At 65.0% G+C, this 22,680-nt stretch carries 20 protein-coding genes; 7 read left to right on the top strand and 13 right to left on the bottom strand.

Features of this window, described 5'->3' with window-relative positions; all coding sequences use genetic code 11:
* Positions 1 to 11: 11 nt before the first annotated feature.
* From typA to B5M41_RS18525, 3 genes are all read right to left on the bottom strand, one after another.
* A complete protein-coding gene (gene typA, locus B5M41_RS18515) occupies positions 12 to 1,838 on the bottom strand; it encodes a translational GTPase TypA (RefSeq protein ID WP_134649304.1) in 1,827 nt (608 codons plus the stop codon).
* Positions 1,839 to 1,972: 134 nt separating this feature from the next.
* Positions 1,973 to 3,535, bottom strand: a complete 1,563-nt coding sequence (locus B5M41_RS18520) for an alkaline phosphatase D family protein (protein WP_134649303.1) — start codon at positions 3,533 to 3,535, stop codon at positions 1,973 to 1,975.
* 270 nt (positions 3,536 to 3,805) lie between these two features.
* Entirely contained in the window at positions 3,806 to 5,866 is a 2,061-nt protein-coding gene (locus B5M41_RS18525; protein WP_134649302.1) for a M3 family metallopeptidase, read from the bottom strand.
* A gap of 379 nt (positions 5,867 to 6,245) precedes the next feature.
* On the opposite strand from B5M41_RS18525, the gene B5M41_RS18530 reads away from it, so the two are divergent.
* Positions 6,246 to 7,364 (top strand): DUF475 domain-containing protein, encoded by a 1,119-nt coding sequence (locus B5M41_RS18530; protein ID WP_134649301.1) that lies wholly within the window; start codon positions 6,246 to 6,248, stop codon positions 7,362 to 7,364.
* 122 nt (positions 7,365 to 7,486) lie between these two features.
* On the opposite strand, the gene B5M41_RS18535 is transcribed toward B5M41_RS18530, so the two are convergent.
* The 5 genes from B5M41_RS18535 to B5M41_RS18555 form a co-directional block, all read right to left on the bottom strand.
* Positions 7,487 to 7,651, bottom strand: a complete 165-nt coding sequence (locus B5M41_RS18535) for a hypothetical protein (RefSeq protein WP_167719080.1) — start codon at positions 7,649 to 7,651, stop codon at positions 7,487 to 7,489.
* Between the two features lie 153 nt (positions 7,652 to 7,804).
* On the bottom strand, positions 7,805 to 9,322 hold the full coding sequence (locus B5M41_RS18540) for a tripartite tricarboxylate transporter permease (protein ID WP_134649300.1): 1,518 nt from the start codon (positions 9,320 to 9,322) through the stop codon (positions 7,805 to 7,807).
* A gap of 10 nt (positions 9,323 to 9,332) precedes the next feature.
* On the bottom strand, positions 9,333 to 9,821 hold the full coding sequence (locus B5M41_RS18545; RefSeq protein ID WP_134649299.1) for a tripartite tricarboxylate transporter TctB family protein: 489 nt from the start codon (positions 9,819 to 9,821) through the stop codon (positions 9,333 to 9,335).
* Complete coding sequence (locus B5M41_RS18550; RefSeq protein WP_134649298.1) at positions 9,818 to 10,762, bottom strand: Bug family tripartite tricarboxylate transporter substrate binding protein; 945 nt, start codon at positions 10,760 to 10,762, stop codon at positions 9,818 to 9,820. The genes B5M41_RS18545 and B5M41_RS18550 overlap by 4 nt, the downstream gene beginning before the upstream one ends.
* 211 nt (positions 10,763 to 10,973) lie before the next feature.
* Positions 10,974 to 12,017, bottom strand: a complete 1,044-nt coding sequence (locus tag B5M41_RS18555) for an ABC transporter substrate-binding protein (protein ID WP_413713181.1) — start codon at positions 12,015 to 12,017, stop codon at positions 10,974 to 10,976.
* Between the two features lie 100 nt (positions 12,018 to 12,117).
* On the opposite strand from B5M41_RS18555, the gene B5M41_RS18560 reads away from it, so the two are divergent.
* Together B5M41_RS18560 and B5M41_RS18565 are read left to right on the top strand one after the other, a co-directional pair.
* A complete protein-coding gene (locus tag B5M41_RS18560; protein WP_134649296.1) occupies positions 12,118 to 12,792 on the top strand; it encodes a response regulator in 675 nt (224 codons plus the stop codon).
* Between the two features lie 5 nt (positions 12,793 to 12,797).
* Positions 12,798 to 14,180 carry a sensor histidine kinase gene (locus B5M41_RS18565; RefSeq protein WP_413713182.1) on the top strand — a complete coding sequence of 461 codons (1,383 nt, stop codon included), beginning with the start codon at positions 12,798 to 12,800 and terminating at the stop codon, positions 14,178 to 14,180.
* A 99-nt stretch (positions 14,181 to 14,279) separates the two neighbouring features.
* Here B5M41_RS18565 and B5M41_RS18570 read toward each other — a convergent pair whose 3' ends face one another.
* Entirely contained in the window at positions 14,280 to 14,921 is a 642-nt protein-coding gene (locus B5M41_RS18570; protein WP_134649294.1) for a LysE family translocator, read from the bottom strand.
* A 177-nt stretch (positions 14,922 to 15,098) separates the two neighbouring features.
* On the opposite strand from B5M41_RS18570, the gene B5M41_RS18575 reads away from it, so the two are divergent.
* Together B5M41_RS18575 and B5M41_RS18580 are read left to right on the top strand one after the other, a co-directional pair.
* Positions 15,099 to 15,584 (top strand): MarR family winged helix-turn-helix transcriptional regulator, encoded by a 486-nt coding sequence (locus tag B5M41_RS18575; RefSeq protein WP_134649293.1) that lies wholly within the window; start codon positions 15,099 to 15,101, stop codon positions 15,582 to 15,584.
* Positions 15,581 to 16,816, top strand: coding sequence for a multidrug effflux MFS transporter (locus B5M41_RS18580; protein WP_134649292.1), 1,236 nt, complete (start codon positions 15,581 to 15,583; stop codon positions 16,814 to 16,816). Before B5M41_RS18575 ends, B5M41_RS18580 begins: the two co-directional genes overlap by 4 nt.
* A gap of 51 nt (positions 16,817 to 16,867) precedes the next feature.
* Here B5M41_RS18580 and B5M41_RS18585 read toward each other — a convergent pair whose 3' ends face one another.
* Positions 16,868 to 18,091: an argininosuccinate synthase gene (locus tag B5M41_RS18585; protein ID WP_134649291.1), complete on the bottom strand. Its 1,224-nt coding sequence runs from the start codon at positions 18,089 to 18,091 to the stop codon at positions 16,868 to 16,870.
* Between the two features lie 184 nt (positions 18,092 to 18,275).
* On the opposite strand from B5M41_RS18585, the gene B5M41_RS18590 reads away from it, so the two are divergent.
* Positions 18,276 to 19,127, top strand: a complete 852-nt coding sequence (locus B5M41_RS18590; RefSeq protein WP_134649290.1) for an SDR family NAD(P)-dependent oxidoreductase — start codon at positions 18,276 to 18,278, stop codon at positions 19,125 to 19,127.
* A gap of 83 nt (positions 19,128 to 19,210) precedes the next feature.
* The gene (locus B5M41_RS18595; RefSeq protein WP_134649289.1) at positions 19,211 to 19,852 is read left to right on the top strand and encodes a LysE family translocator; all 642 of its coding nucleotides are present in this window, start codon (positions 19,211 to 19,213) and stop codon (positions 19,850 to 19,852) included.
* Positions 19,853 to 19,883: 31 nt separating this feature from the next.
* On the opposite strand, the gene B5M41_RS18600 is transcribed toward B5M41_RS18595, so the two are convergent.
* From B5M41_RS18600 to B5M41_RS18610, 3 genes are all read right to left on the bottom strand, one after another.
* Positions 19,884 to 20,678, bottom strand: a complete 795-nt coding sequence (locus tag B5M41_RS18600; RefSeq protein ID WP_134649288.1) for an ABC transporter ATP-binding protein — start codon at positions 20,676 to 20,678, stop codon at positions 19,884 to 19,886.
* A complete protein-coding gene (locus B5M41_RS18605; protein WP_134649287.1) occupies positions 20,678 to 21,556 on the bottom strand; it encodes an ABC transporter permease in 879 nt (292 codons plus the stop codon). Before B5M41_RS18605 ends, B5M41_RS18600 begins: the two co-directional genes overlap by 1 nt.
* Before the next feature lie 125 nt (positions 21,557 to 21,681).
* Positions 21,682 to 22,635: an ABC transporter substrate-binding protein gene (locus tag B5M41_RS18610; protein ID WP_134649286.1), complete on the bottom strand. Its 954-nt coding sequence runs from the start codon at positions 22,633 to 22,635 to the stop codon at positions 21,682 to 21,684.
* Positions 22,636 to 22,680: the final 45 nt, after the last annotated feature.

The following is a 22,680-nucleotide window of genomic DNA, read 5'->3' on the forward strand; positions in this document are numbered from 1 at the left end:
GGAAAGAGCGATCAGGCGGCGCCGGCGGCACGCTGCTTGTCGAATCGCTTGCGGTCGTTGGCATCGAGGAACATCTTGCGCAGACGGATGGACTTCGGCGTCACTTCCATCAGCTCGTCGTCCTGGATCCACGACAGCGCGCGGTCGAGCGTCATGCGGATCGGCGGGGTCAGCTTCACGGCTTCATCCTTGCCGGCAGCGCGGATGTTGGTGAGCTGCTTGCCCTTCAGCACGTTGACCTCGAGGTCATTATCACGGGTGTGGATGCCGATGATCATGCCCGCATAGACCTTTTCGCCCGGCTCGATGATCATCGGGCCGCGGTCTTCGAGGTTGAACATGGCATAAGCGACGGCTTCGCCCGAACCGTTCGACAGCAGCACGCCATTGACGCGGCCACCGATGGCGCCCTTGTAGGGCTGGTAGTCGTGGAAAAGGCGGTTCATGACGGCCGTGCCGCGCGTGTCCGTGAGCAGTTCCGACTGGTAGCCGATCAGGCCGCGGGTCGGTGCCAGGAACTTCAGGCGAACGCGATTACCGCCCGACGGACGAAGCTCGGTCATCTCGGCCTTGCGCTCGGACATCTTCTGCACGACGATACCCGAATGCTCCTCGTCAACGTCGATGACGACTTCTTCGATCGGCTCGATAGTCGTGCCGTTCTCGTCTTTTTGCATCACGACGCGCGGGCGCGATACGGCCAGTTCGAAACCTTCGCGGCGCATGGTTTCGATGAGAACCGCGAGCTGAAGTTCACCGCGACCGGAAACGTAGAAAGAGTCCTTGCCTTCGGCTTCTTCGATCTTGAGCGCGACGTTGCCTTCGGCTTCCTTGAACAGACGGTCGCGGATGACGCGGCTCGTCACCTTGTCGCCTTCGGTGCCGGCAAGCGGGCTGTCGTTGACGATGAAGGACATGGTGACGGTCGGCGGGTCGATCGGCTGCGCAGTCAGCGCTTCGGAGACCGATGGGTCACAGAACGTGTCGGCGACCGTGCCCTTGGAGAGACCGGCAATCGCGACGATGTCGCCTGCATGGGCTTCGTCGATGGCCGTGCGTTCGATGCCGCGGAAGGCGAGGATTTTGGAGATACGGCCGGTTTCGATGAGCTTGCCGTCCTGGCCGAGAACCTTGACGGCCTGGTTCGGCTTGATCGAGCCGGAATGGACGCGGCCGGTGATGATGCGACCGAGGAAAGGGTTGGCCTCGAGGATCGTACCGATCATGCGGAACGGGCCTTCGGCAACCGTCGGCTCCGGCACGTGCTTGAGCACGAGGTCGAGCAGCGGCGCCATGCCTTCGTCCTGCGGTCCCTCGGGGTTGACGTTCATCCAGCCGTTACGGCCCGAACCGTAGAGGATCGGGAAGTCGAGCTGCTCATCGGTGGCGTCGAGATTGGCGAAAAGGTCGAAGACCTCGTTCAGCACTTCCTCGTGACGGCCGTCCGGACGGTCGATCTTGTTGATGGCGACGATCGGCTTGAGGCCGACCTTGAGCGCCTTGCCGACCACGAACTTGGTCTGCGGCATCGGGCCTTCCGACGAGTCGACGAGAACGATCGCGCCGTCCACCATCGAGAGGATGCGCTCGACTTCGCCGCCGAAGTCGGCGTGGCCGGGCGTGTCGACGATATTGATGCGAACACCCTTCCACTCGACCGAGGTGGCCTTGGCGAGAATGGTGATGCCGCGTTCCTTTTCGAGATCGTTCGAGTCCATCACGCGTTCGGCGACGCGCTGGTTTTCACGGAACGAGCCGGACTGCTTCAGAAGTTCGTCAACGAGCGTGGTCTTGCCATGGTCGACGTGCGCGATGATCGCGATATTGCGGATGGACATGGTTTAATCTCTGAGGTTAAGGGGCGCGCGCAAAACGAGGGCACCATCTTCAATGGCCGGGCTCTTACATGTTTTTCCGCAATTGCGAAAGGGGCGGTCGGCAACTCCGTTGCATTTCCGGCATTCGCGCGCCCTCAGGAGGAGAGCACGGGCGGCAGCGTGATGCGCCAGAGCTCCTGATCTTCCCTGTCCATGAGGCGCACCGTCATCTCGCGGCTTGCGCCGTGAATGTCGACGAGGCCGAAGAACTGGAGGCCCGCCGACGGCGGAAGGTTGCTGTCGATCCCGCCTTTCGAGGACTTGATGAACCGCACCTCCGGTCCGAAGGTCCGGTCGAGCGGCTTCGGTCCGTAGGTACCGGAATGCAGCGGCCCCGACACGAACTCCCAGAACGGCAGGAAGTCCTTGAAGACCGCGCGTGACGGATCGTAGTGGTGGGCGGCGGTATAATGCACGTCCGCCGTCAACCACACGACATTGTGGATCGCATTGTCCCGCATGAAGGCGAGAAGATCGGCGATGTCACGCTCGCGGCCCGCCGGCGGGCCGTTCAGCCCGTCCGCCACGCCCTCGAATCCCAGGCTGTTGGTATAGTCGTCCCAGATGACGAGGCCGAGCGGCATGTCGCAGGCGATGACCTTCCACGTCGCGCGCGACGCCGCCAGCTCCCGGCGCAGCCAGGCCGCCTGCCGGGGACCGAAGAGATCGTGGTCGGTCGCGGAGCGGTTGGCGCTGCGATAGGAGCGCAGGTCGACGAAGAACACGTCGAGCAGCGGTCCGTAGGCGACCTTGCGGAAGATGCGGCCGGGCTCGTCCGCGCAGTAGCGGATCGTCGTCATTTCCTGGAACGCCTGCCTGGCGCGCGCCTCGTAGACGTGGATGTCCTTGTCCGGGTAGCGCCGGTCGCCGGTCAGGTCGCTGGAGGCCGACCAGTTGTTCAGCACCTCATGATCGTCCCACTGGAAGAAAGTCGGGCACTGCGCGTTGAAGGCGAGCAGGTGATCGTCGAGCAGATTGTATTTCCACTGGCCGCGGAATTCGTCCAGCGTGCGCGCCACATCGCGCTTCTCGTCGGTGACGATGCGGTTCTTCCACACGCCGCCGTCCCGCAGCGTGATCTCGTCGGGCATCGGTCCGTCGGCATAGATCGTGTCGCCGGAATGGATGAAGAAGTCCGGCTCGTGGCGCAGCATGGTCGAATAGGTCTTCATGCCCACATCGTCGATGCCCCAGCCCTGCCCCGCCGTATCGCCCGACCAGACGAAGCGCACCGAGCGGTTGCGCATCGGCGCGGTGCGGAAGCGCCCGACGACCGGCTCCGAGACGAGATGGCTGGACGTGGGGTCGCTCGCCGTGAAACGGTAGAAGATATCCTGATCCGGCAACAGGCCCTGCAACAGCGCCTTCACCGTATGGTCGGACGCACCGGTCGCCTTGAGCAGCGGCATGCGCGCCGCATTGGTGAAGCTCTCGGTCGTCGAATACTCCAGCAAGACCTCGGCCGGGCGATCCGTGCGCGTCCACACGACGCCCGATGCGCAGTCCACGTCGCCGGACTGTACGCCATGCGAGAAGGACGGGCTGCCATGCCGGCGCGCGTAGAAGGGGACGGCGAGCGCCGAGGAGGTTGCAAGCGCACCGGCGCCGGCGGTCAGAAGAAACGACCGCCGCGTCAGCGTTTCCGGAACAATCGCCATGCCACCTCCGGCCATACCCGCGAATCGACGGGCAGACCTTCGGTCCTCGGCATGTCAGTCCGGTAACGGCACGATGACGGTTCGCCGAAAGTTCGGTAACGGGATGATGACGGCAGCGATCTCGCAGCCCCCTCATCCGCCTGCCGGCACCTTCTCCCCGCTGGGGAGAAGGTGGTTCAACCGCGACGCCTCCTTTCCCTTCTCCCCTCGCGGAGAAGGTGGCCCGATAGGGCCGGATGAGGGGGCCGCCCGCCCAAACGACAGCGCGCCCTAAGCGGCCAGCCCCTTCTTCTCCAGCATGGCCTCCGGGCTCGGCAGCTTGCCGCGGAAGGCCTTGTAGGCGTCTTCCGGGTCCACCGAACCGCCGACGGAATAGATGTAGGTCTTCAACCGTGCCGCCATCTGCGGGTTGAAGGCATCGCCCGTCTCGGTGAAGGCGGAGAAGGCATCCGCATCCAGCACCTCCGACCACATGTAGGAATAGTAGCCGGCCGAGTAGCCGTCGCCGGAGAAGACGTGCTGGAAGTGCGGCGTGGCATGGCGCATGACGATGGATTTCGGCAGGCCGATCGTCTGCAGGACCTCGCCCTGAACAGCCATCGGATCCTCTACCGGTCCACGGGTGTGGAACGCCATGTCGACCAGCGCCGAGGAGGTGAACTCCACCGTCGCGAAACCGGAATTGAAGGTGCGCGCGGCAAGAACCTTGTCGAGCAGCGCCTGCGGCATCGGCTCGCCCGTCCGGTAGTGCACGGCATAGCGCGTCAGGATTTCCGGCACCGTCAGCCAGTGTTCGTAAAGCTGCGAGGGCAGTTCCACGAAATCGCGCGAAACGCCGGTGCCGGAGACCGAGGGATAGGTGACATCGGACAGCATGCCGTGCAACGCATGGCCGAATTCGTGGAACAGCGTGCGCGCATCGTCGAGCGACAGGAGCGCCGGCTTGCCCTCGGCAGGTTTCGCGAAATTGCAGACATTGTAGATGATCGGGATCTCGCCGACCGAACCGTTCGGCAGCGGCAGACGGTGCTGGCTCTGGTAGGAGCTCATCCAGGCGCCCGACCGCTTCGAGGAGCGGGCGAAATAGTCGCCCAGGAACATCGCGACCAGCCTGTCGTCCCGGTCGCGGATCTCGAAGACGCGCACATCGGGATGATAGACCGGCACGCCCTTCTTCTCGACGGCGCGAATGCCGAACAGGCGCTCTGCGACGTCGAAGCAGGCGTCGATGATCTTCTCCAGCTGGAGATAGGGCTTCAGCTCGGCCTCGGAGAAGTTGAATTTCTTGGCGCGCAGCTTTTCGGCGTAATAACGCCAGTCCCACGGCATGACCTCGTGGTTGCGCCCCTCCTCCGCGATGAGGTCGGCCAGTTCCGCTTCCTCCTCGCGCGCCCGCGCCACGGCCTTTTCCCAGACCTGCATGAGCAGGCCGTTTACCGCCTCGGGCGTCTTGGCCATGGTGTTGTCGAGCTTCAGGGCGGCAAAGTTTTCGTAGCCGAGCAGCCCCGCCTTTTCGGAACGAAGCGCCAGCGTTTCCTTCACGATGCCGCGATTGTCCGTGTCGCCGGCATTCTCGCCGCGCGCCACCCAGGCCCGGAACGCCTGCTCGCGCAGCTCCCGGCGGGCAGAGAATGTCAGGAACGGCTCGATGATCGAGCGCGACAACGTGACGGCATAGCGCCCCTCCGCGCCGCGTTCGCGGGCCGCAGCAGCCATCGCGTCCTTCAGGGAATCCGGCAGGCCGTCGAGCGCCTCGCCTTCGTCGAGGAACAGCACCCAGTTCTTTTCGTCTGCAAGCACGTTCTGGCCGAATTTCGCGCCGAGCCCCGCCAACGTCTCGTTGATCGCCGAAAGCCGGTCCTGATCGGCCTTCTCCAGCTTGGCGCCCGATTTCACGAAGCCTTTCCAGTGCCGTTCCAGCACGCGCAGCTGCTCGAGCGAGAGATTGAGGCCGGCGCGCCCTTCCCACAGCGCATCGATGCGCCTGAAGAGGGCGGCATTGGTGCCGATCTTCGAATAGTGGCGCGACATCTTCGGCGCGATCTCGCGTTCCAGGGCCTGGATCGTGTCATTGGTGTTGGCGCCCGCACGACTCCAGAACAGCGCGGAAACGCGCGAAAGCGCGTCGCCGGCGATCTCCAGCGCCACGACCGTGTTCTCGAAGGTCGGCACGTCGGGATTGTTGGCGATCGCGTCGATTTCCGCTTCATGGGCAGCAAGTGCTGCATCGAAGCTTGCGGCGAAGGCCTCGTCCTTGACCAGATCGAACCGCGGCAGGCCGTTGAGGCCGGTCCACTCGACGAGGGCGGGATCGATCGACGTTTCGGTCATGGAAGTTCCTTTCTGGCAAATCAGCGTGCGGCGAATATAGGAATGGACAGGGGCGTTGGTACAGGGTGCCGATGCAAAATCGGGGAACGAAAGCCGCGGCAACGCGTTTGTCGCCTGCGGCACGCTGCATCTTGACGCGGAGGGCAACTTCGGTGAAAACAGCCTTACCCGCGGCCCTTTGACATCGTTTGCCGCGGCGAACCCTGGTGCCGGGCCCCTCTGGCGAGAGTTTTTACGGCGCTCTCGTGATGTCGGTACCGCCAGCAATCAGCCGGCGGATTCATACGCACATGACTATTTTCACCATGCCTCACCCGCATGCCCGTCGTGGTATGCGCAACGTCACTTCGTCTACCTCCATGAAGATGGAGGCGCTGTCATGATCGGCACCGGCGAAGGCAAGACCACACTTTCCTATCTCAAATGGGCTCTGATCTCGACCGTCATCGGCCTCGCGCTCGGCGCGTGGCTGGGCTGGCAGACCGAAGGCACGCTCGCCGGCATGGCGACCGTCTTCTTCATCTGCGCCGTCCTGGCGGTGCTCGAAATCTCGCTCTCCTTCGACAATGCCATCGTGAATGCCAACAAGCTCAAGGACATGACGCCGGTCTGGCAACGCCGGTTCCTGACCTGGGGCATTCTCATCGCCGTCTTCGGCATGCGCATCGTCTTCCCGCTCCTGATCGTCGTCATCGCCGCCGGTATCGGCCCGATCGACGCGCTCATCCTTGCTGCCCGCGAGCCGGCGGAATATGCCCGCATCATGCACGACGCGCACCTGCCCATCGCGGCATTCGGCGGCACCTTCCTGATGATGGTCGGCCTCACCTACTTCTTCAACCATGAGAAGGACGTGCACTGGATCGGCTTCATCGAGAAGCACATGGCCCGCTCGGCGACCGTCAAGGGCATCGAGATCGCCTTCGTGCTGCTGCTCATCGTGCTGTTCTCACGGCTGCTCGATGGCGAGGATGCCAACACCTTCGTCTTTTCCGCCATCTACGGTCTTCTGACCTTCCTGGCGGTGGAAGTCATCGGCGGCCTGCTCGATGCTTCGCAGAAGGCGATGTCGGAAGCCGCCAAGGGCGGTCTGGGCGCGTTCATCTACCTGGAAGTGCTGGATGCCAGCTTCTCCTTCGACGGTGTCATCGGCGCCTTCGCGCTGACGCAGAACCTGTTCATCATCGCCATCGGTCTCGGCATCGGCGCCATGTATGTGCGCTCGATGACCATCATGCTGGTGGAGAAGGGCACGCTTGCGGAATACCGCTACCTGGAGCACGGCGCGTTCTACGCGATCCTGATCCTGTCGGTGGTCATGTACTGCCAGACGCTGGTGCACATTCCCGAGGTCATCACGGGCCTGGGCGGCGCGACGCTGATCGGCATCTCGCTCTGGTCCTCGATCCGCTACAACAGGCGCGAACAGGCTTTGGGCCACCATCCCGACGCCCCCGCCTCCGACCGCGTGGCGACCCAACTCGGCGAGAACGCCTGACGACGGCAGCCGGCCGTTCCGACGGCCGGCCTCTCCCAAGTAGAGAGAAAAGCAACGCCAAATACAGAAGGCCCGCCGGTCTTGCGACCAGCGGGCCTTTTCATTCGGGAATTGGTTCTGCGTTAAACGCGGGGGAAGTCGACGGGATTGATGCCCAGCGTCTTCAGGTCGCGTTCCTTCGGGCGGCGGTGCCCTTCCACGGCCGCAGCAGCTGCGTTGGCAGCGCTCAGCACGGCGAAGGCCCGGCCGAAAAAGCCCTGGGCGAAGGAATTGCGGAGGGAAGTCATTGTATTGCTCGCTTTCTGTTTTAGCTTACGTGCAATAGATGATGCCTTTCGCGCGAAAGTACAACAGACGCTTTCTCAGCCCAGCCATGCAACGGACGCAGGCCGGAAACGCAGTTCCCGGCCTGCATTGTTTTCAACGATGGACGAAAGACTTCAGTCTTCGTTGGCGGCAAACTGCGAGAGAACTTCCCCCTTGCCCCGCGCCCGCAGAACGAGCGGCACGAGCACCGCAAGCAGGGCGAGCCCGAACAGCACGGCGGCAATCGGCGACATGAAGAGCGCCGTCACATCGCCCTGGCTGATCGCCAGCGCGCGGCGTAGCTGCTGCTCGGCCATCGGACCCAGGATCAGGCCGACGACGACGGGCGCGATCGGGTAGCCGAAGATGCGCATGGCAAAGCCCAGTAGGCCGAATACCAGGAGCATGCCGAGTTCGAAGACCGATGGATTGGCGCCGATGGTGCCGAGCGTCGCAAACAGCAGGATGCCGGCATAGAGCCACGGCTTGGGAATGGTCAGCAGCTTCACCCACAGGCCGATCAGCGGCAGGTTCAGCACCAGCAGCATGAAATTGGCGATGAGCAGGCTGGCGATCAGGCCCCAGACCAGCTGCGGGTTGGTCGCAAACAGCAGCGGGCCGGGCTGAAGGCCGTATTGCTGGAAGCCGGCGAGCATGATGGCCGCCGTCGCGGTCGTCGGCAGGCCGAGCGACAGGAGCGGCACCAGCGTTCCGGCGGCCGAGGCGTTGTTGGCCGCTTCCGGCCCCGCCACGCCCTCGATCGCCCCCTTGCCGAACTCGTCCTTGTGCTTGGAGAACTGCCTTTCCGTGGAATAGGACAGGAAGCTTGCAATATCCGCCCCGCCGGCCGGCATCGCGCCGATGGGAAAGCCGATGGCGGTGCCGCGCAGCCAGGGCTTCCAGGAGCGTGCCCAGTCCTGCGCGTTCATCCAGACAGAGCCCTTCACCGCCTCCACCTTTTCGGGGATGCGGTTGCCCTGACAGGCGACAAAGAGCGTCTCGCCGATGGCGAACATCGCCACGGCCAGCGTCGTCACCTCGATACCGTCGAGCAGGTCGGGAACGCCGAAGGAAAGGCGCGCCTGCCCGGTCTGCTGGTCGATGCCGATCACGGCAAGGCCGAGCCCGACGAAAAGCGCCGTCAGCCCGCGCAGGGTGGAATCGCCGAACGCTGCCGACACCGTCACGAAGGCGAGCACCATCAGCGCGAAATATTCGCGCGGCCCGAAGGAGAGCGCGAACTTCACGACGAAGGGCGCGATGAAGGCAAGGCCGAGCGTGGCGATGAGGCCTGCGACGAAGGAGCCGATGGCTGCCGTCGCCAGCGCCGGGCCGCCGCGCCCCGCCCGTGCCATCTTGTTGCCTTCGAGCGCCGTGACGACGGAAGCGCTTTCCCCCGGCGTGTTGAGCAGGATCGACGTCGTCGATCCCCCATACATGCCGCCGTAATAGATGCCGGCGAACATGATGAGCGAACCGGCCGGATCGAGCTTGTAGGTGACGGGAAGAAGCAGGGCGACCGTCAGCGCCGGGCCGATGCCGGGCAGAACGCCGACGGCGGTGCCGAGCGTCACGCCGATCAGCGCATAGAGCAGGTTCATCGGCTGGGCGGCGATGACGAGCCCTTGCAGGAGGAATTCGAATGTATTCATCGCCAGGCCCTCAGAAGAACAGGTGCTCGAGCGGCCCGGTGGGCAGCGAGAGTTGCAGGAAGCGGCCGAAGATCACATAGATGACGAAGCTCAGCGCAATGCCGATCGGCAGGGAGATCCAGAGCTTGCGCCGGCCGAAACCGAACGCCGTCAGCGCGAAGAGCACGCCCGTCGCGATGGAGAAGCCGGCGGTCTTCAAAAGCAGCATCTGTCCGGCGAGGCCCGCGACGATCATCACGACCGGCTGCACCTCGACGGGTTCGCGCTCGGGAAAATCGCCGCGCCAGGCCTCGAAGGCCGTCCATACGGCAAGCAGCGCCAGCCCGATGGCGACGACATGCGGCACGGTCGCGGGGCCGATGCGCGAATAGTTGGTCACTTCCGCAAGCCGGCCGGCATCCCACCAGATGACGCAGGCAAGCAGGAACAGGACCGGCGCGATGAACAGCGCCGCCCGGTCGGGGCGGCGCTTTGCGTGAGAGGACGGGACCTCGCTCATTTGACGAGCCCGATGTCCTTGAGGATGCTTTCGGTCGCGGCCACATCCTTGTCGAGCTGTTCCTTGAAGGCGTCGCCGGCCAGATAGGTATCCTGCCAGCCCTTGGTCTTCAGCGTGTCCTTCCAGGCGGCGGACTTCACCATCTTCTCGATGTCGCCGTTGATGGTCGCGACCTGCTCGTCCGAAAGGCCGGGAGCAGCGGCGACCATGCGCCAGTTTTCCACGACGACGTCGAGGCCGCCTTCCTTGAGGGTCGGCCCGTCGATGCCTTCGATGCGCTCGGCGCTGGAAATGGCGATCAGCCGCAGCGTGCCGGCCTTCACCTGGGCCTCGAACTCGCCATAGCCGGAAATACCTGCCGTCACCTGGTTGCCAAGGATCGCGGCAAGCGCTTCGCCGCCGCCGGCATAGGCGACATAGTTGATCTTGGTCGGATCGACGCCGGCCGCCTTGGCGATCAGACCTGCCGTGATGTGGTCCGTACCGCCGGCCGAGCCGCCCGCCCAGGACACCGCGCCCGGATCGGCCTTCAGCGCCTTGACGAGGTCTTCCAGGTTCTGGATCGGCGAGGCGGCGGGAACGACGATCGCCTCATATTCGCCGGTCAGGCGGGCGATCGGCGTCACGTCCTTGAGCGTCACCGGCGACTGGTTGGTGAGGATGGCGCCGACCATGACGTAACCGCCGACGATGAGTGCGTTCGGATTGCCATTGTTCTGGCTGGCGAACTGGGCAAGGCCGATCGTGCCGCCGGCGCCCGGAACGTTCACCACCTGCACGCTGCCGGAAATCTTCTCGTCCTGCAGCACGGTCTGGATCGAGCGGGCCGTCTGGTCCCAGCCGCCGCCCGGGCCGGCCGGCGCGATGATCGTGTAATCGGCGGCCGCAGCCGGAAGCGCGAGGGCGCCGGCGATAAGGGATGCCAGGAAGAAATGTTTCAAGGGTCTGTCCTCCGTCAGGCGCGGATTTCGCGCATATCGTTGCTTGGCGAGAGGACACGCGCAGCCACGAACGGCAGACGCCCGTTGACGGGCGCGTTGCGACGGAATTCTCCTCCCGGTCTTCCCTCCGCCTCCACGGACGAGAAGACCCCTAAGCCAACACAGGAAGCTGACATCTACCTGACATGGCGGCGCGCCGTCTTTCGGCACGCTACTGCATGCGCAGAACGTCGTTCCAACGGGCAATGAGCCGCGCCCGCTTCACCTGGTCGAGATAGACCATCAGGCCGGGACTGACCGGCACGGGCTTGAGCTGCGCGCCGAGCAGGGCCCGCATGGTGCGCGCGGTGTTGGAGCCGGAAACCTCCGGGCTGACGGCCGCGATCTGCAATTCGCGCGACAGGATTTCCTGCCCCTCCTTCGACATGAAGAAGGCAAGGTAGCGCCGGCCGAGTTCGGGAGACGCCGCCGCCTGCGGCACGAGGCCGATGCGCGACATGACGACGGTATAGTCCTTCGGCAGCACGATACCGACATTGGGATTGCGCGAGGCCCAGTCCGCCGCATAGGAGCCCAGAATGTTGTAGCCGAGCACGAACCGCCCGTCCGCCACACGTTCGAGAATGGCCGAGCTGGTGGAGTAGAGCTTGACGCCGGCCGCGCCCATCGCCCGGATCACCGTCCAGATATCGCCGAACTGTTCCTGGTCGCGTGCCATGAAGAGAAAGCCCACGCCCGAGCGCTCGATATCGTAGGTGCCGATCCGGCCATAGACCGCTTCGCCTTCGCTCTTCAGGTATTCGACGAACTCGGCGCGCGAGGCGGGCGGCTTGCGGCCCTTGAAGCTCGGCTTGTGGTAGACGAAGACGGCCGGCTCGAAGGTCAAGGCATAGGCCGTGTTGCGCCAGTTGGCCCATTGCGGCCAGAATTCGCTCATTGGCAGGTCGCTGCGCTGGGCATAGCCGTCGTTGCTCAGCTTTACCTGCAGGTCCATGGCCGAGGAGAAGGCGAAGTCGGCGGTCTTCCGGCCGGCATCGGTCTCGTGCACGATGCGGTCATGCACCTCGCCGGTCAGCATTTCCTCATAGCGTACCGCCACATCCGGATTGGCCGCCTGGAAGCCCTCGATCATCGGCCGGGCGAGCGGCTCGTCGAGCGAGGAATAGACGACGAGAACCGGCGCATCCGCATTGCCGTCCCGGGCCGGAAACAGCGTGCCCTCCGCGAAGGCGCGCGGCATCATGGCAAGCAGCATCAGGAAGGCGAGGACAAGGCGCATCGCGAGACCTTGCCAAAGCGCAAGGCCGTTCACAAGTCCGCCGCCGCCCGCTACGTTGGCCGCGGGAGGACAAAACGTGCGTATTCTGCTGGTCGAGGACAACGAAGCCCTGGCGGACGGCCTGTCCGCGATCCTCAAGGGCACCGGTCATGCCGTGGACGTGGTGCGCGACGGTGCATCCGCCGATGCGGCCATCGCGACGGAAAACTTCGATCTCGTCGTGCTCGACCTGACCCTGCCGGAAATGGACGGGCTCGACGTTCTCCGCTCCATGCGCGCGCGCCAGAACAAGGCGGCCGTGATGATCCTCACCGCCCGCGGCGCGCCGGAGGAGCGGGTGCGCGGGCTCGACCTCGGCGCCGACGACTACATGATCAAGCCCTTCGACATCTCGGAATTCGAGGCGCGCGTGCGCATGCTGCTGCGCCGCCAGGCCGGGCTGCGGTCCGCCGCCGTCACCTATGGCGGCGTGGCGTTCGACCTCAATTCCCGCACCTTTTCCGCCGATGGCGCGCCGCTCGACATTCCCGCCCGTGAGCTCGGGCTGCTCGAAATCCTCTTCCTGCGCGCCGGCAAGGTGGTCGCCAAGGAGGCGATCATGCAGTCGCTTGCCGCCTTCGACGACGATCTCTCGGCCAATGCCATCGAGCAATATGTTAGCCGGCTCAGGAAACGGCTCGCACCGCATGGCCTGACGGTGCGCACGGCCCGCGGCATCGGCTACTATCTCGACAAGGCGACCGTCGCTTGACGCTCCTGCCCGCCTCCTCGCTGCGCCGCCGCCTGCTGGCCTGGCTGCTCGTTTCGACGGCGGTGATCGGCGTCATCGCTCTGGTCGACACCTACCGCGAGGCCGTGAAGACGGCGAATTCCGTCTCCGACCGCGTGCTCGCCGGCTCCGCGCTTGCCATCGCCGAACGCGTCGTAGTGACGGAAAACGGCGCGCTGGAGGTGGACATCCCCTATGTCGCGCTGGAAATGCTCACCTCGGCGGCGCAGGACCGCGTCTTCTACCGCGTGGACGGGCCGCCCGGCCAGTTCATCACCGGCTACCAGAACCTGCCGACCATTCCCCAGGTGGAAGGCCAGTCGATAGGCTTTGCGGATGCGACCTTCCGCGGCGAGCCGATCCGCATTGCCGTGCTTCACCGCTCGGCCTCGACGGGCATCAATTCCGTGCCCTTCGCGGTCACTGTCGCCGAGACCACCATCGCGCGCCGGCAATTGACGCAGGCCATCCTCATCCGCTCGGCGCTGCGTCTTGCCATGATGATCGCAGGTGCCGCCGCCATCGTGTGGATTGCGGTTACCGTGTCGCTGCGGCCGCTCTATCGCCTGAGCGATGCCATCGCCGAGCGCAGCCCCGATGATCTCCACCCCATCGAGCAGCGCGTGCCGAGCGAGGTGCAGGGGCTGGTCGACACGGTCAATTCCTTCATGGTGCGCCTGCAATCCGCGCTCGATGCGCTGCGCCATTTTTCCGGCAATGCCAGCCACCAGCTGCGCACGCCGCTCGCCATCATCCGCACCCAGCTCGCGCTGGCGAGCCGTGCCGCGACGCTGGAGGAGGCCCAGGAGGCCGCGCGCAAGGGCGATGCCGCCGTCGCCCATGCCGAACGCATCCTCGCCCAGCTTCTCCTGATGGCGAAGGTCGACGCCGCCGGTTCGAACGAGCCGCGCCGCCCCGCGCCGATCGATATCGCCGCCCTTGCCCAGCAACTCACCGCCGACCGCGTGCCGTCGGCGGCCGAAGCCGGCATCGATCTCGGCTATGAGGGTGACGGTCCCGTTCTTGCCCGCGCCGAGCCGTTGCTGTTCGGGGAATTGCTGCGCAACCTCGTGGAAAACGCCATCGCCTATGCCGGGCACGGCGCGGAGGTCACGGTCAGCGTTCGCCAGGTGGCCGATGCGGTGCTTCTTGCGGTAGAGGACAACGGCCCCGGCATTCCGCCCGAACGCCGTCCGCTGGTGCGCCAGCGGTTCTCGCGCGGCGAACACCGCGATGCGCCGGGCATGGGGCTCGGCCTGCCGATCGTCGAGGAGATCGCGGCACTGTTCGACGCGGCGGTTTCGCTGGAAAGCGGTCAGGACGATCGCGGGCTGCGCGTGACGGTCCGCTTCCCGCTCCCCGCCGGCTAGAGCATTTCCAGCCGAAGCGAAATCGCTTCGGCGTCGGATAATGCGGTAAAAACAGGAATCTAGAGCATTTCCGGTGAACCGGAGTTCACCGGAAATGCTCTAGGCCTTGCGCCAGCCAAGGAGGCCGGGCGCCGCGTGCCACACGGCCTGGACGGCAAAGCCCATGAAGAGCAGGCCCGACAGGCGCACGATGGCGAGTTCATGGCGGCGATAGAAGCGCCGCACCAGGCCCGCGCCGATGATCCCGATCAGAATGACATCGGCCACGAGGAAGCCAAAGAAGGACACGCCGAGCAGGGCCGGCAGCGCGGAAAAATCGAGCGCGTTGGAGGACCCCGCCAGCAGCGCCGTGAACGTGGCCAGCGCGACCGGATAGCCCTTCGGATTGGTGAGCCCGAAGACGAGCCCGCGCCGCAGCGGCCGCTCCACCGTCATCACGGCACTGCCGTCCTGCCTTGGCTTCGCCCGCAGAGCCGACCAGCCGATCCATGCCAGATAGAAGCCGCACAGAAGACCGAGCACGTCGAACACCGTCGTGCCGATCGTTCTGGCACCCACGATGGCCACCAGCGCCAGCGCCGACCAGAGCAGGTCGCCCGCCAGATGCCCTCCCATGAAGAGCGCGCCCGCCTTGCGCCCCTGCCCCGCGCCGATACCGAGAAGCGCGAGGAAAGCCGGTCCGGGAATGAGCACGTAGAGAAGGGCGGCCATAAAGGCGCCGAAGAACATCGTGGCTGTCATGGTTGCCCCCAAAGAGATGGTCCAATCTCCGGGGATTCAGGGGATTCGTCAAGATGGGCGCGAAACGCCTCGCCTTCGCGCTGCAAGGCAGCCATGCAAAGGAAAACCGGCTTTCCCGGTTGCGGCAAACCCTGTGAAATCGTAAGCAAGGCTTACAATATACATTGGAAAGCGGTCATGTCGTCCCGTCCCGATCCCGATGCGCTCGGCTTCGTCCTCATCGATGTCGCGCGCATGTTGAGAAGTGCCTTCGAGCGGCGCATCGCCTCCGCCGGTCTCGGCCTCACGCCGGGCGAGGCCCGCACGCTCGTCCGCATCGCCTCGCTCGAAGGCAGCCGCCAGTTCGATATCGCCCGGCGCATGGGCATCGAACCGATGACGCTCTCCACCTATTTGGACCGCCTCCAGAGCCTCGGCCTCATAGAACGGCGGCCCGATCCGGCCGACCGGCGCGCCAAGCTGATCTTCACCACCCCCGCCGCCAGCGCCCTGATAACGGGCATCCGCACGGAACAGCTCGATCTTATGCAGCAGGTGACGAGCGGCATCGGCGCAGACGAGCTGGCGCAGATCCATGGCCGCCTGAAGCTTCTGCGCGCCAACCTCTCGGCTCTGGAAGAAGACGATGCCGCCCTGACGCTTGCCCGGGAGACCGGACGATGACCCGGGCCCGGATGAGCGAGCGCCGCACCTCCATCATCAGCGCTTTCCTGGTCGCCATCGGCCCCGTCTCCATGGCGCTCTATACGCCCGCCATGCCGGAGCTGGTGCATGCCTTTGCCTCGACCGAATCGGCGATCAAGCTGACGCTTTCCTTCTATTTCGCGGGTTTCGCGCTCTCGCAGCTGGTGTCCGGCACCATGTCCGACGTGCTCGGCCGGCGAAAGACGACGCTGATCTTCCTGTCCGTCTACCTCATCGGCAGCCTGATGGCGGCCTTCGCGCCGACGGTGGACGTGCTGCTGGCCGGCCGCCTGGTGCAGGGCATCGGCGTCTCGGTCGGCACGACCGTCTCGCGCGCCATCGTGCGTGACCAGTTCACCGGCAGCGAGGCCGCCCGCATCATGAACATGGTGGGCATGATGCTGGCCATCGGCCCGGCCGTGTCGCCGACGCTCGGCGGTTTCGCACTCGGCCTGTTCGGCTGGCAGTCGATCTTCTTCCTGATGGTTGGCTTCGCGCTATCGGCCTGCGGCATCGTCTGTTTCTGCATGGCCGAGACGACGACGCCCGATTCCACCCGGGGCCATATCCGGCCGATCCTGAGCGCCTACCGCGCCATCGCCACCAGCGCGCGCTTTCTGTCGGCGACATTGGTGATAGCGGGCGCGCTGGGCGCCCTTTACGGCCAGGCGACCATGCTGCCCTTCATTCTCATCGGTCGAGTCGGGCTGACACCCACCCAGTTCGGCGTCGGCATGCTCATGCAATCCGGCTTCTTCTTCCTCGGCACGGTCGCCGTGCGGCTCCTGATGCGCCGGCTCACGCCGAACGGGATCGTCATTGCAGGCCTCTGTTCCATCGGCACCGCGAGCATCCTCATCGTGCTGGCATCGCATGCGCTGGCGCAACCGACCTTTCTCAGCGTCATGGGCCCGGTCGGCCTCTATGCCTTCGGCATCGCCTTCGTCATGCCCTACATGATGACGGCCGCCATGGAGCCCTTTCCGCATATCGCAGGCTCCGCCTCGGCGGCGATGGGCTTTATCCAGATGGGCTCCGGCTTCCTCGCCGGCGTGATCGCCGCCGCCATCGGCAAACCGCTCTTCGCCTTCGGCATCATCATCCCGTCCATGGGTCTCATGGCGGTTCTGGCCTATGCTTGGCATCGCGCGGTCTGCGCGCGCGAGCGGAGCCTTGCGGGCAAAACCGCAGCCGTAAAACCCGCGGAATGAAAAAGCCCGCCGCCGTTTCCGGCAGCGGGCCTTGTCTTCAATGCCTGAAAATCAGCCGCGCTTGTTGCGGGCGGCGAGCGTGCGCAGGCGCAGCGCGTTCAGCTTGATGAAGCCGGCGGCGTCCTTCTGGTCGTAGGCGCCCTGGTCGTCCTCGAAGGTGACGAGCTTGTCGGAATAGAGCGACTTCTCCGATTCACGGCCGATCACCATGACATTGCCCTTGTAGAGCTTCAGCGTCACTTCGCCCTCGACATGGGTCTGGCTCTTGTCGATCAGCGCCTGCAGCATCTCGCGCTCCGGCGAGAACCAGAAGCCGTAATAGATGAGTTCCGCATAGCGCGGCATCAGCTCGTCCTTGAGATGCGCGGCGCCGCGGTCGAGCGTGATGCTCTCGATGGCGCGGTGCGCGGCAAGCAGGATCGTGCCACCGGGCGTCTCGTAGACACCGCGCGACTTCATGCCGACGAAGCGGTTCTCGACGAGGTCGAGACGGCCGATGCCGTTGTCGCGGCCATAGGTGTTGAGTGCGGCCAGCAGCGTGGCCGGCGACATGCGCACGCCGTTGATGGACACGGCATCGCCGCGCTCGAAGCCGACCTTGATGATGGTCGCCTTGTCGGGTGCGGCTTCCGGCGAAATGGTGCGCATATGCACATATTCGGGGGCTTCGATGGCCGGATCTTCCAGAACCTTGCCCTCGGAGGAGGAGTGCAGGAGGTTGGCGTCGACGGAGAACGGCGCTTCGCCCTTCTTGTCCTTGGCGACCGGGATCTGGTGCTGCTCGGCGAATTCGAGCAGGTGCGTGCGGCTCTTGAACGACCAGTCGCGCCAGGGGGCGATGATCTTGATGTCGGGGTTCAGCGCATAGGCCGAAAGCTCGAAGCGGACCTGGTCGTTGCCCTTGCCGGTCGCGCCATGCGCGATGGCGTCGGCGCCGGTCTTTGCGGCGATCTCGATCAGGTGCTTGGAGATGAGCGGCCGGGCGATCGACGTGCCGAGCAGGTAGACGCCTTCATAGACCGCATTGGCACGGAACATCGGGAAGACGAAATCGCGCACGAATTCCTCGCGCACGTCCTCGATGAAGATCTCCTTGATGCCGAGCATCTCCGCCTTCTTGCGCGCCGGCTCCAGCTCTTCGCCCTGGCCGAGGTCGGCCGTGAACGTCACGACTTCGGCGTTGAGTTCGGTCTGAAGCCACTTCAGGATGATCGAGGTATCGAGGCCGCCGGAATAGGCCAGCACGACTTTCTTTACGTCTTTATGTGATGCCATGATGATGAGGTCCGTTGCATGAGGGACGCCGCAAACCCGCGAAGGCCCGGTTTCGCGGGCACTTTTAGCGAGATTGGCGCGTGACGCAAGGGCGATGCCCGCCGCCTCCTGCCGCAAGCAGGGTTTGACGCCGCCGCGGGCGACCCCATATTGCGCAGACAGGACCATGGAAGGGGATGAACCCATGACCGACCTCAAGGACATCATCAAGGAAGCCAATGTCGCCGTCATCACCGGCGGCGCCTCCGGGATCGGCCTTGCCGCCGCGCGGCGCTTTGCCGAGGCCGGCATGTTCGTGACGATCGCCGACCGCAATGCCGGCCAGCTTGCCGAAGCGCGTGCCGAACTCGAAGCCATTGCCGGCGAAGCCAACATCATGGCGGTGGAGACCGACGTCGCCCACCGCCACGAGCTGGAAGCGCTGGAACGCGCCGTCCAGCAGCGTTTCGCCCGCGTTCATGTGCTGATGAACAATGCCGGCATCCAGCCGGACACATCGATCTTCAGCGCCGAAGCCAACTGGGACCACATCCTCGCCGTCAACCTGATGGGCGTCATCCACGGCACGCAGGTCTTCGGGCCCAACATGCTGGCCCATGGCGAGCCCGGGCTGATCATCAACACCGGTTCCAAGCAGGGCATCACCACGCCGCCCGGCAATCCCGCGTATAATGTCTCCAAATCCGGCGTGAAGGTCTTCACCGAGGCGCTGCAGCACGAGCTGCGCAACACCGAGGGTGTGAGGCTTTCCGCCCATCTCCTCATCCCCGGCTTCGTCTATACCGCGCTCACGAAGGGCGACCGCACGGAAAAGCCGGATGCCGCCTGGACACCGGCGCAGACCGTCGATTTCATGATGGAAAGCCTCGAACGCGGCGATTTCTATATCCTCTGCCCCGATAACGACGTGCCGCGCGCGCTCGACGAACGTCGCATGGCATGGGCGATCGGCGACGTCATCGAAAACCGCCCGCCGCTGTCGCGCTGGCACCCCGACTATGCGGAGAAATTTCGCGCCTTCGTGGAAGAAACGTAACGGGCCATAACAAGCTTTGATTGGTAATCGGCGGAAAGCCGGATAAGAGTTTTCGACCTTTTCCGGCTTTCGAGACCCTTGCCATGGACTTCCTGCCCACGCTTCCGACACTGCTCGCCTTTTCCGCGGCAAGCCTGCTGCTCGCCGCCACGCCCGGCCCCGACATGACATTGTCGATCAGCCGGGCGCTGTCGCAGGGCCGCGGCGCCGCGCTGTTCGTCGTTCTGGGCACGGGGCTCGGCATCTGCGTGCACACGCTGCTCGTGGCTTTCGGCATCGCGGCCCTCATCACCGCCTCGCCCACCGCCTTCATGATCCTCAAGACCGGCGGCGCGGCCTACCTGCTGTGGCTTGCCGTGCAGGCCATCCGCCACGGTTCGAACTTCACGGTGAAGGCCACGACGGGCCCGCGCGGCACCGCACTCGCCAATATCTCGACGGGCTTCTGGGTGAACCTGCTCAATCCCAAGGTCATCATCTTCTTCATGACCTTCCTGCCGCAGTTCGTCTCGGCGGGCGACCCGCACGTCACCGGCAAGCTCATCTTCTTCGGCGTCTTCTTCATCCTGATCGGCATGCCGGTCAACGCCATGGTCGTGCTGGCCGCAGACAAGCTCGCCGCCTGGCTTCAGCAGAACCCGAAGGTGCTGCGCGGCATCGACTACACCTTCGCCGGCGTCTTCTCGGTCTTCGCGATGAAGATCTTCCTCACGCAGGCGCGCTGACGCGAAGGGCGAACCGCCTGTTGCAGATCCCTCAGCCGATCAGCAGGGCGTCGTCATCCAGCGTCTGGCCGCGCATCTTGCGGAACATGGCGATGAGATCCTCGACCTGCAACGTCTTGCGGCTGTCGCCGGCCACATCCAGCACGATCTCGCCGCCGTGCAGCATCACCGTGCGGTGGCCGTAGTCGAGGGCCTGGCGCATGGAGTGCGTCACCATCAGCGTCGTCAGCTTGCGCTCCGAAACGATCTTCTGCGTAAGGGTCATGATGAACTCCGCCATGCCCGGATCGAGCGCCGCCGTGTGTTCGTCGAGCAGCAGCACGTCGGAACCGGCAAGCGTGGCCATGACGAGCGAGACCGCCTGACGCTGGCCGCCGGAGAGCAGGTCCATGCGGTCGCGCATGCGGTTCTCAAGCCCGAGATTGAGCTCGGCGATGCGGTCGCGGAAGAGTGCGCGCCGCTGCGGGCCAAGCGCGGAGGCAAGCCCGCGCCGTTCGCCGCGACGGGCGGCCAGCGCCAGGTTCTCCTCGATCGAGAGCGCGCCGCAGCTTCCCGTCAGCGGATCCTGGAAGACGCGCGCGACGCGGCCCGCACGGGCGGCCGTGCCCTGCCGCGTGACATCGGCCGTGCCGATCGTCACCTTGCCTTCGGTCGCGATCACGTCGCCGGCGAGAACGCCGAGCAGGGTGGACTTGCCCGCACCGTTGGAGCCGATCACGGTAACGAACTGCCCCTCCTCGATGGTGAGGCTGACGCCGTTCAGCGCCTGCTTCTGCAGCGGCGTGCCCTTGCCGAAGGTGACCTTGATATCGGAAACGGAAATCATCAGGCGGCTCCTCCGCGGCGAAGGCGCGGCAGAACGAGCGCCACGGTGACGAGCAGCGCCGTCACGAAGTTGAGGTCCGAGGCCTGGAGGCCGAGAATATCGGACGACAGCGCGAGCTGGATGGCGATGCGGTAGAGGATCGAGCCCACGACGCAGCCGATCAGCGCGATCAGGATGCCGCGCGCACCAAACAGCGTCTCGCCGATGATGACGGCGGCAAGGCCGACGACGATCGTGCCCACACCCGACGTCACGTCGGCAAAGCCGTTGGTCTGGGCAAACAGCGCGCCGCCGAGCGCGACCAGCGCGTTGGAAAGCGCAATCCCGAGATAGATCTGCTTGTTGGTGTTGACGCCCTGCGCGCGGGCCATGCGGGCGTTAGCCCCGGTCGCGCGCATCGAAAGGCCGGCATCGCTTTCAAGGAAGCGCCAGACGACGATGACCGCAATGACGACGAGGACGCCGACGAACAGCGGGCGGACATAGAAATCCCGCAGGCCATGGCCGAAGAACGGGCTGATCATCGTCTCGGCATTGATCAGCGCGACATTCGGCTTGCCCATCACACGCAGGTTGACGGAGAAGAGCGCGATCATCGTCAGGATCGAGGCGAGCAGGTTGAGAATGCGGAACCGCACGTTCAGCACGGCCGTCACCAGTCCGGCGAGCGCGCCCGCCACCATGGCGACCGCGGCGGCCAGCCACGGATTGACGCCCGCGATGATCAGCACGGCGGCCACGGCGGCCCCCAGCGGAAACGACCCGTCGACCGTCAGGTCGGGAAAGTCCAGCACGCGGAAGGCAAGGTAAACGCCGATCGCGACGAAGGCATAGACCAGCCCCAGTTCGACGGCACCCCAGAAGGCAATCAGGCTCACGGTTCTCGGCTTTCTCTTGGGTCACCTCCCGCACGCATGCGGATCGGTCCTCTTAACAGATCAACCGCTGCCGGGCGATCCGGCAGCGGTTGATTCCGATTGGCGATGCGCGGGGGGACCCGCGTTTAGTCGATCACGCGGGTCGCGCGGCCGACGACGGCTTCGGGAAGCGTGACGCCCATCTTGGTCGCCGCGCCCTTGTTGACGACGAGATCCGTGCCGGCGGCAACCTTCACGGCGATATCGCCCGGCTGCTCGCCCTTGAGGATGCGCACGACGATATCGCCCGTCTGCTTGCCCACGTCCTTGTAGTTGAAGCCAAGAGCCGCGATGGCGCCGCGCGAGACGGAATCCGTGTCGGCGGTGAAGAGCGGCAGCTTGGCTTCCTCGGCAACGGCGACCGCGCCTTCCAGCGCGGAGATGATCGTGTTGTCCGTCGGGATGTAGATCGCGTCGGCACGGCCGACCAGCGCGCGGGCAGCGCCCTGCACTTCGGCGGACTTGGTGGCGGCGGATTCGACGACGGTGAGGCCGGCCTTTTCAGCTTCGGCCTTCAGCACGGCAAGCAGCGAAACCGAGTTCGCCTCACCGGAATTGTAGAGATAGCCGATGGTCTTCGCCTCCGGCAGGATTTCCTTGATCAGCGCCAGATGTTCGGCGACCGGCGACATGTCGGACAGGCCCGTCACGTTTCCGCCCGGCTTGTCCATGTCGGTGACGAGCTGTGCGCCGAGCGGATCCGAAACGGCCGTGAAGACCACGGGAATGTCCTTCGTCGCGGACACGACGGCCTGGGCCGACGGCGTGGAAATCGGCACGATCACCGTCGGGTCCTCACCGACGAACTGGCGGGCGATCTGCGCCGCCGTCGCGGGGTTGCCCTGCGCCGACTCGTAGAAGAACTTCAGGTTCTCGCCGTCCTTGTAGCCTGCCGCTTCCAGCGTTTCCTTCACGCCGTCGCGCACCGCATCCAGCGCCGGATGTTCGACGATGGCCGTTACGGCAACAGTGACGTTTTCGGCTTTCGCAGGCAGCGAAAGGGCAAGCGTTGCCGCACAGGCGAGCAAAAGGTGGCGCATGAAGTCTCTCCCTTGAACGAATTTTGGCCTTTCTAGGCAAATCGC

This window comes from Shinella sumterensis, assembly GCF_004514425.2.
GTDB lineage: Bacteria > Pseudomonadota > Alphaproteobacteria > Rhizobiales > Rhizobiaceae > Shinella > Shinella sumterensis.